This is a genomic window from Mesorhizobium sp. M7A.F.Ca.US.014.04.1.1, assembly GCF_003998745.1.
Classification (GTDB): domain Bacteria; phylum Pseudomonadota; class Alphaproteobacteria; order Rhizobiales; family Rhizobiaceae; genus Mesorhizobium; species Mesorhizobium ciceri.
Genome location: NZ_RZRW01001014.1, coordinates 1 through 1,262, shown reverse-complemented (window position 1 = coordinate 1,262; position 1,262 = coordinate 1). Strand labels below are relative to the sequence as shown.

At 61.8% G+C, this 1,262-nt stretch carries 2 protein-coding genes; both read left to right on the top strand.

What is annotated here, in order from left to right:
* On the top strand, positions 1-767 hold a 767-nt coding region (locus EOA22_RS34060; protein WP_127390637.1), incomplete at its 5' end, for an ATP-binding cassette domain-containing protein.
* A 20-nt stretch (positions 768-787) separates the two neighbouring features.
* A partial coding sequence (locus EOA22_RS34055) for a biotin/lipoyl-binding protein (protein ID WP_127390636.1) occupies positions 788-1,262 on the top strand: 475 nt, incomplete at its 3' end.

Genomic DNA, 1,262 nt, shown 5'->3' with positions numbered 1-1,262 from the left:
GTTTCCGTGATCTGACCTTCACCTACATCGGCACCAACACGCCAGCGCTTGACCGGGTCAACTTCGACATTCCAGCAGGGACGATGTTCGGCATCGTCGGGCGCAGCGGTTCGGGGAAATCGACAATTGCGCGGCTTCTGCAGGGGATCAATCGCGATTACAGCGGTTTTCTCAAGCTGGATGGCGTCGACCTCAAGGAAATCAACCTGCGTCACCTTCGCCAGGGGCTCGGCGTGGTCCTCCAGGACAATTTCCTTTTCCGCGGGTCGATTCGAGACAACATCATCGCCGGGCGCCCCGGCCTGACCCTTTCCGACGCCATGCGAGCCGCTCACCTTGCCGGCGCCGAAGAATTCATCGAACGCATGCCCAACGGCTATGACACCTATATTGAGGAAGGTTCGCCCAACCTGTCGGGTGGTCAAAAGCAGCGGCTGGCGATTGCGCGCGCGCTCATCCACGATCCGACCGTCATGATCCTTGACGAGGCGACCAGCGCGCTTGATCCGGAGAGCGAGGCGGTGGTCAGCGCCAATCTCATGCGCATCGCCAGGGGCCGCACGATGATTATTGTTTCGCACCGGCTTTCCTCGCTGACCGAATGCGACCAGATCCTGGTCATGGATCAGGGCCAGGTCCTCGATGTCGCGCCGCATGCGACCCTGCTCGAACGATGCGCGCTCTACCGCCAGCTTTGGATGCAGCAGAACCGGCATCTTGACAATCGCCAAGCTCGTCTGGCCGCTGTGCCGCCGAGACTTGTGTGAGCATCGGCTTCGGGGCGCCCATGAGCAGCATCACCCATTCCAGTCTTCCCGTCCGGCGCCGGACAGAGCCGAGCGATCCGACGATGCCCGTCATCCTGGAATTCCGATGGCCGTCGACGGCCATCGCCAATGCGCCCGTCCCACGAATGGCGCGCGGCATGGTCTGGATCATCTCAAGCATGGTCGTTGCCCTGATAACACTCTCAGGGCTCATACCGGTCGATCAGGTCGTCTCCACCAGAGGGCTCGTGGTGTCGCAATCGCCGAATATTCTGGTGCAGCCGCTCGAGACGGCGATCGTCCGCTCGATCGAGGTGCGCGAAGGACAGCGCGTGCGAGCCGGTCAAACGCTTGCTCGCCTCGACGCGACCTTCGCCTCCGCTGACCTTGCTGCGCTGACGACACAGGTCTCGACACTTGAAGCCGAAGTGGCCCGTTTGAAAGCGGAAGCCGACGGAAAGCCCTTCAGCTATGACGGTCTGGACCCGAGTTGGA